Origin of the sequence: Erythrobacter sp. (assembly GCF_040217515.1) — a bacterium.
GTDB lineage: Bacteria > Pseudomonadota > Alphaproteobacteria > Sphingomonadales > Sphingomonadaceae > Erythrobacter.
The window spans coordinates 374,104-381,298 of sequence record NZ_JAVJPT010000004.1 but is presented as its reverse complement, the minus strand read 5'-3'; the positions used below and the strand labels follow the sequence as shown (position 1 = coordinate 381,298).

The following is a 7,195-nucleotide window of genomic DNA, read 5'->3' as shown; positions in this document are numbered from 1 at the left end:
TGGCCGCGCGATCAATCTCGAAGACGATGCGACGATCACCAACGAGGCCGGCGGCCTGATCAACACGGTCGGCGACAACGACACGATCCAGACCGGCGACAACCTGGTGCTGGTGAACGCGGGCACGATCTCGAATGACGGTTTCGACACCAAGATCGTCGATGCGGGCGACAATTTGACGGTGACGAACAGCGGGCTGATCACGTCCGACTGGAAGGGTGTCGAAGGCGAGGCGGATTTCACCCTCACCAACACCGCGACCGGGCGGATCGTGAGCACGATGGACGAGGCGGTCGAAGCCGACGGGCCGGGCCTGACCGTGGTGAACGACGGAGAGATCATCGCGCCGATGGACGATGCGATCGATGGCGGCGCGGACGTGATGATCACCAATAACGGCCTTATCCGGGGCGGCGAGAACGACGCGGTCGAGCTCGACAACGGCATGATCATCAACACCGGCATCATCGAGAGCCTGGGCAGCGATCCGGGCGGCGATTTTTCCGATCCGGGCCTGACCAATCGCGAGCTCGATGCGGGGATCGATTTCGACGGTCTCGACGATGCCAGCGCCAACATGGACGGCACGGTCATGAACATGGCCGGGGGCATCATCCGCGGCGATATCGGCGTGAATGCGAGCTCGGGCAATTTCGTCGATGACGGCGAAGGCGGCTCGGAGCCCGGTTCGGCGCCCAATCTCGGCGACCAGACGGTGGTCAATTTCGGCACCATCACCGCCAATGCGGTAAACCCGGTGACCGGCCGCAGGGACGCCGTCCTCCTCAGCTTCGGCGACGACGAATTCCAGCAGTGGAGCGGCGCGGTCGTGAACGGCTGGATCGACCTCGAGGCGGGCGACGACCTGTTCATCCTCGAAGGGTCCAATTCGTCGGTCACCGGCGGCATCAGCGGCGGCGTGGGCGATGACACCGCGATCCTCGCGGGCACGCTCGACAGCGACAACTTTGCCGGTTTCGAGACCTTTCAGCTCGGCTCGACCCTGGGCGGGACGCTGAACGACCTCGCCATCGACGGCAACCGCACGGTGGACGGCAACGTGATCCATGTCGGCGAGGTGCTCGTCGATCTCGGGGTCGACAGCCTTACCGCGACCGGGTCGATCACGCTCGAGGAAACCGGCACGCTGACGATCGCCACGCCGCTCGACTTCGCGCTTGTCGGGCAACGGGTCACGGTGCTTCAGGACGGTGCCGGCTTCACGAACAATGGCGCTACCGTGAACATCCTCGACGACGACCTGCTGCTCGATTATCGGGCCGTCATCGGTTCGCTCGCGGTGCAGGTCAGTGCGGTGAACCCGCTGGTGAATTCGGCCGACAGCAATCTCGCCGCTTTCGGCAATGCCCTGCGCGTCGGCGCCAATGCGGGCACGGTCGACGGCGCGATCCTCGCCCAGCTCAACGCCCTGCCGGACGCCACCGCTCTCGGAATTGCCGGCGCGGACGCGCTGCCTTCGCTGAGTGAGGGTATGGGACGCGAGATTTTCGAGACAGCGAATCTCGCATCGGCCGCTCTCGACCGGCACCTTGCGGGCGAGGGCACCGGGGTCTGGGGCCAGATCGCGGTGCGCGGGGCCGAGCAGGACAGTCTCTCGCTGACAGCCGACGGTTACAATTCGGACCAGCTGGTCTTCACCGTCGGCGCCGATTTCGCGCTCATGGAAGATGTGCGGCTCGGCCTGCTGGCGAGCTATGCCGACATCGAGACGCGGGATGTGCGGGGAGACAGGATCCCGACCGAGCTGAACGAAGCGGAGAGCATCAAGCTCGGCGCCTACATGGCCGTCGCCTTCCTCGGGCGGGGCTTCATCAACACCGAGATCGGCTATCTCACCGGTGAGATCGACAGCCGGCGCGACGGGGCTTTGGGCGCGATTCGCTCTAATTACGACTTCGACGGGCTCACCTCGCGGACCACTGCAGGCTATGACCTGATCGCCGATGAGAACATCTCGGTCACCCCGACGATCGGCGTCAACGCGGCGCGGATCGAATTCGACGACGTTACCGAAAGCGGCGGCTTCGGTTTCACCGTCGAACGCGGCGACGCGGCGTTCGTTGAACTGCGCGCCGGGCTCGACATTGCAGCCCAGCTTTCCGAGGGCGTTAGCGGCTTCGTGTCCGGCACGGTGATTCACGACCTTACCGACAGCGAGCGCAGCTTCCGCCTCAGCTCATCGCAGCTCGGCACGTTCTTCACGGTGCTGCCCCTGCGCGAGCGCGATCGCTTCGAGCTGGCCGCAGGCGCATCGATCGACGTATCGGAGAGCTTCGCGATCGATCTCGGCTATCTCGGCGATTTCAATCAGGGATACCGGGCGCATTCGGCCAGGGCGACCGCACGCATCGTTTTCTGATCCGCCTTATCGAAAAGGTTGGGGGCCGGCTGCGCGAGCGGTCGGCCCCTTACCTTTCGTCGCCCGGATCAGTCCGAACGCGCGGCCAGGATTGCCTTGTTGCGCTTCTCGAGAGCGAGAAAGGCCTTGAACGGCGCAAGGTCCTCGCCGTGACCCTCATGGCCGAGGCTCCATAGCTGCTGGTAGAACCACGCCATCCCGGCAAAGCCGTTCACCGCCTTCATCATCTGCAAGCGTTTGAGAAAGCCGAGCCACCCGGGGATCACCTCGAGATCGTCCTCATAGCGCGGCAGGCGTTCCAGTCCCTCGATCAACCGGCGCGGCGCGTCGGTCATGACGCACATCGGCCGGCCCAGCCCGATCACGTCCGCCGCGCCGATCTCCAGCGCCTGCACCATCGCTGCGCGGGTGCGAAAGCCGCCCGTCACCATCAGCGGCACGGCGACCTCGTCCTGCATCGCCTTGGCGAAATCGACGAAATAGGCCTCGCGCGCGGCGGTCGAGGGGGCGATGTCCTGCGCTTCCTCTTCTTCCATGCCTTCCATGCCCATCAGCTTGGGCTGTTCGTAGGTCCCGCCCGAAATCTCGATCAGATCGACGCTCGCCGCCTCGAGCCATTTTGCAACCGCGAGACTGTCGGAAAAGGCAAAGCCGCCCTTCTGGAAATCGGCGCTGTTCAGCTTCACCGAGACGGGGAATTCCGGCCCCACCGCCGCGCGCACGGCGCGAACGATGTCGAGCAGGAAACGCGCCCTGTTTTCGAGGCTGCCGCCATAGTCATCGTCGCGCAGGTTCGCGCGCGGGGAGAGGAATTGCGAGACGAGATAGCCGTGCGCGGCGTGCACCTGCACCCCTGTAAAGCCAGCGTCCCGGCACGCCTTCGCCGCGATTGCCCACCGCCGGACAAGCTCCGCGATTTCATCGCGCGTGAGCGGCACGGGCCGGGCGAACTGGCCGCCCGGAAGCGCCAATTGTACGTCCGAGGCGGATTTGGGCGCAGGATTGACGCTTTTCTGGACCTGCCGCCCGCCATGGCTGATCTGCGCCCACAGATGATTGCCCGCGCGCGTCCCCACCATCGCCCAGCGCTCCAGCGCACGGGCCATGGCCGCATCGGGCGGGCGATCGATCACGACATTTCCCGGCCTTTCCAGATGGTCGCGGTCGACGATAACATTGCCGGTGATGAGCAGGCCCGCCCCGCCATCCGACCACAGGCCGTAGAGCCGTTCGAGCGCGCCTGTCGGCACGCCTTCGGGAGTGGCGAGCCCTTCGGTCATGGCCGCCTTCGCCAAGCGATTGGGCAGAACCGCGCCGCAGGGCAGGGTGATAGGTGTATCAAGCATGGCCATATCCCTCCGCTCCTGCTGAAAAGCACACGCTGTCTGGACTATCCCCGGCTGACGCTCAAGCGAGAGTCGCGTCGGCACCATGCCGGCGCGCGCGCGTTGGGAAGGCAAGAGGCCGATCATGATCTATATTATACTGAACCTGCTGCCGATCGCCGCAGCGACCCTCGTGGGGCTGGCCATCGGCCTCGTCTGGCTGCGCGCATCGGACATTCTGCTGCCCGGCTGGAGGACGCTCGCCGCGGCGGCGCTGGCCGAATTCTGGCTCGCGTCCATCCTCGCCGGCGCGCTGATCCTCGCCCCGCCGCAGGCGGGCGAATGGGTGATGGCGCTGGGCAGTGCGGTGGTAATCTGGATCGGCTTTGTCGTGCCGGTGCTGTGGGTCACGTTCATGGCCTATGAAATGCGCCTCGGCCAGACGATCTCCGCGGGGCTGCACTGGCTCGCCGTCATGGTCGGGCAGGCATGCCTGATGCAATATATCGGCCTCGCCCCGCCACCCGGGGCGTGATGGGGTGCGGTTCGCGCCCTGCAGGCGGCGGGTCAGCGCCGCTCGCTCACCTGCCGTCGAATGCCAGCTGGATTCGCTTCGGCTCGGTGATCCCGTTGGCGATCAGCGCCATCAGCAGCACGCGCGCCTTGGCCGGGCCCAGCGCTCGGGCGGCGACGAAGCCGTGTGCGTCATCGTCCACCTCGACATTGCGGTCGACCATGCCTTCGTCGACCCGTGCCGAGCGGACCACGGGGACGCCTCCGGCCGCCGCCTGTCCTAGCGCCTCGATCACCACTTGCGGCGCATTGCCCTGGCCCATGCCGGCCAGCACGAGACCGGCGCACCCGATGCCAAGCAGCGCCTCGACCGGCTTTTCGTCCATGCCCGCCCCGGCCGTCAGGATCCCGACGCGCGGCAGGGCATCGGGCCAGGCAAAGCGCGCGGCGCTTCCGGTGCGGTGGGTGGGCGCGAACCAGTCGAGGCTCGACGGGGTGACGCGCGCCAGCGGCCCGCGCGGATAACCCCGGAACGCATCGACATTGGCGGTGGCCGCCTTGCGCACGTCGGCGGCGGCGAAGACCGTGTCGGCCATGACCACCAGCACGCCGCGATCGGCGCTTTCGGGATCGCCCGCCACCCGCACCGCATTGGCGAAATTGCGCATCCCGTCGCTGCCCACCGCGTCCGAAGGGCGCATCGCCCCGACCAGCACGACCGGCTTTCCCGCAGGCAGGGTGAGGTCGAGCAGGAAGGCCGTCTCCTCCGCCGTATCGGTGCCGTGGGTAACGATTACCCCGTCGATTTCGGGATCGGCCTGCGCGGCCGCGATTTCGCGGTGGAGCGCGTCCCATTCCTTCCAGCCGATATCCTGCGAGCCGATCCGCGCGATGGGGCGCGCCGCCAGTTCCGCCTCCAGCTCCAGCGTGCCGATCTCATCCAGCATCGTCTCGAGCGCGACCTCGCCCGCGCCATAGGCCTTGCCCGTGCGCGAGCGGGCGGCCCCGGCGATCGTGCCCCCCGTGCCGAGCACGAGGATGCGGGGGCGCGGGTGTGCGTGCGTCATTGCTGCGCCGCGCTGTCGAGCGCCAGCGCAATGCGTGAGCCCGCCGCGATCAGTTTGCCCGGCTCCCCGTCAAGCGTTTCCGGCCGCTCGGCCCCCGGATAGGCGGCGGCGAGCAGTTCGAGCGCTTCGCGGATGCGCGCGGCGAGATCGGGTCGCGCGGCAAGGATAGCGGGCTCTGCATCCTCGAACGCGCTGGCCGCAGCGCGGTAGAAGCCGTAACCGTCGAGATAGGGCTCGTAGCGCCGGGAGCTTTGCGCCTCGCGATACATCGCGGCGGCACGCTCTATCAAGTCGGCGACGACGCGCGATGCGACTTGCGCCCCGTCCACGCCGGTTTCGGGGGCGTTTTCTTCGGCTCGTTCAAGCGCGGCGATGACCGCGCCGTAGCGTTCGCCCACCTCGATCTCGCTGCGCCCGTCGAGCACCGCCTGCGAGGCCTCGTTGAAGCGCGGGGCGAGGTCGGCGACACCGCGTTCGGTGAGAACCGGCTCCATCTCCGCCAGCACCTCGGTGACGGGATGGCCGAACATTTCGGCGGCGGGATCGGTCTTTCCCGCAAGATAGGCCTCCCAGGCGGCAATGGCGTGCGCCTCGGCCACGGCGAGGGCGGTCAGGTAGGCGACCGGATCGCGCGCGGCGGCGGCGGCATCGATCCCGCCTTCGCCGCTTTCGCCCCCTTCACCGGCCTCACCGCCTTCGCCGCCTTCGCCCTCCGGGCCGGGCTGCAGGCCTGCGGCAACGCGGTCGGTGTCACCCTCCGTCTCGGGTGCTTCATCGCTGCATCCGGCGATGCCCGAGCCCGCCAGGGCGCCCGCAAGGCCGAGCGCTGCCCATGTCTTGATTTCAACCTTCATCGCCAAGCTTTTTTTCCCCTGCACCATGCATGCACCGCGCCTGCTCGCGGGCCAGCCCCTAGGCCTGCCGCGAGCGCCAGGCAAAGAAAAGCGGGCGGAACCAGGCCCGCCCGGTCCGTGGGCCGGGAGCGGGTGCTTGACCGGCTTTCCGCCGCACCGTAATCGCCTTGTCCTGCATAGGGGCGATTAGCTCAGTTGGTAGAGCATCTCGTTTACACCGAGAGGGTCGGCAGTTCGAGCCTGTCATCGCCCACCAGCAATCCGCGACTCGAAATCGTCCGGGGACGATTTCGGCCGGATTGCTCCCGACCGCAAGGGAGGGGTTCGGACACGTCACCGCCATCCGGGGGGCGGATTTCGGGTCGAAACTGCCGATTGCGAAAGGCCGCCGGGTGACTTCTCTCCCCCGACCCCTAGTCCGCCAGCGCCTCGTCGATCAGCGCGCGCGCCTCGGCCGAATCCCATTCATAACCGCCCGCCACGCGCAGCACTTCGCGTCCGGAGGCGTCATAGAGCACGGTGAGCGGCAATTGGCCGCCCTCGCTCATGCGCACGGCAAGTTCGCTGTCCGGGTCGAGCCACGGCTCGAGCGCAGCGAAGTCGCGCTGCTCGAAGAACGGCACGACCTTTTCCGCCCCGCGAATGTCCTGGCTGACGGTCACGACCCTGAGTTCGCCTGCCGCGTCGCGCGCCAGGGCGTCGAGCAGCGGCATCTCCACCACGCAGGGCGCGCACCATGTCGCCCACAGGTTGAGCAGGACCGGGCGGCCTTCGAGAGCGGTGAGATCGAGCTGCTGTCCGTCAGGATCGGCAACGGTGAAATCGGGCAGCGGCGTGCCCGCAAAATCGCGCGAGACGATCCCTGCCAGGGCCTCCGGATCGCCCGCCTCGCCGCTCGCACCACGCGTAGCGGGCGCGCTCGCCGGTTGCGCCTCGCCCTCGCTCGCCCTATCGCAGCCGCCGAGCGCACAGACCATCGCGGCGAGAATGAACGAGACACGCAACATCAAGGGCACCCTTTCCCGGTCCGCGCCCGCAGCCGCCTCCCCCGGCGAG

General features: G+C 67.5%; 6 protein-coding genes and 1 tRNA gene. 3 read left to right on the top strand and 4 right to left on the bottom strand.

Annotated elements, in window-relative coordinates; all coding sequences use genetic code 11:
* Positions 1 to 2,380 (top strand): autotransporter domain-containing protein (locus RIB52_RS05875; protein ID WP_350173865.1); only part of this gene is annotated, 2,380 nt, incomplete at its 5' end.
* 68 nt (positions 2,381 to 2,448) lie between these two features.
* Here the strand turns inward: RIB52_RS05875 and RIB52_RS05870 are convergent.
* Positions 2,449 to 3,726 carry an NADH:flavin oxidoreductase/NADH oxidase family protein gene (locus tag RIB52_RS05870; protein ID WP_350173863.1) on the bottom strand — a complete coding sequence of 426 codons (1,278 nt, stop codon included), beginning with the start codon at positions 3,724 to 3,726 and terminating at the stop codon, positions 2,449 to 2,451.
* Positions 3,727 to 3,850: 124 nt separating this feature from the next.
* On the opposite strand from RIB52_RS05870, the gene RIB52_RS05865 reads away from it, so the two are divergent.
* A complete protein-coding gene (locus tag RIB52_RS05865; protein WP_350173861.1) occupies positions 3,851 to 4,240 on the top strand; it encodes a hypothetical protein in 390 nt (129 codons plus the stop codon).
* A 46-nt stretch (positions 4,241 to 4,286) separates the two neighbouring features.
* On the opposite strand, the gene RIB52_RS05860 is transcribed toward RIB52_RS05865, so the two are convergent.
* Together RIB52_RS05860 and RIB52_RS05855 are read right to left on the bottom strand one after the other, a co-directional pair.
* A complete protein-coding gene (locus RIB52_RS05860; RefSeq protein WP_350173859.1) occupies positions 4,287 to 5,285 on the bottom strand; it encodes an asparaginase in 999 nt (332 codons plus the stop codon).
* Entirely contained in the window at positions 5,282 to 6,139 is an 858-nt protein-coding gene (locus RIB52_RS05855; RefSeq protein WP_350173857.1) for a hypothetical protein, read from the bottom strand. Before RIB52_RS05855 ends, RIB52_RS05860 begins: the two co-directional genes overlap by 4 nt.
* 180 nt (positions 6,140 to 6,319) lie before the next feature.
* Between RIB52_RS05855 and RIB52_RS05850 the strand changes: the two genes are divergently transcribed.
* Positions 6,320 to 6,395 (top strand) — tRNA-Val (locus RIB52_RS05850).
* 157 nt (positions 6,396 to 6,552) lie between these two features.
* Here the strand turns inward: RIB52_RS05850 and RIB52_RS05845 are convergent.
* Positions 6,553 to 7,146, bottom strand: a complete 594-nt coding sequence (locus RIB52_RS05845; RefSeq protein ID WP_350173855.1) for a TlpA family protein disulfide reductase — start codon at positions 7,144 to 7,146, stop codon at positions 6,553 to 6,555.
* Positions 7,147 to 7,195 lie beyond the last annotated feature (49 nt).

Coding starts and splice junctions, on each gene's coding strand:
- RIB52_RS05845 (WP_350173855.1), bottom strand. CDS start 7,146: ATGTTGCGTGTCTCGTTCATTCTCGCCGCGATGGTCTGTGCGCTCGGC.
- RIB52_RS05865 (WP_350173861.1), top strand. CDS start 3,851: ATGATCTATATTATACTGAACCTGCTGCCGATCGCCGCAGCGACCCTC.
- RIB52_RS05870 (WP_350173863.1), bottom strand. CDS start 3,726: ATGCTTGATACACCTATCACCCTGCCCTGCGGCGCGGTTCTGCCCAAT.
- RIB52_RS05855 (WP_350173857.1), bottom strand. CDS start 6,139: ATGAAGGTTGAAATCAAGACATGGGCAGCGCTCGGCCTTGCGGGCGCC.
- RIB52_RS05860 (WP_350173859.1), bottom strand. CDS start 5,285: ATGACGCACGCACACCCGCGCCCCCGCATCCTCGTGCTCGGCACGGGG.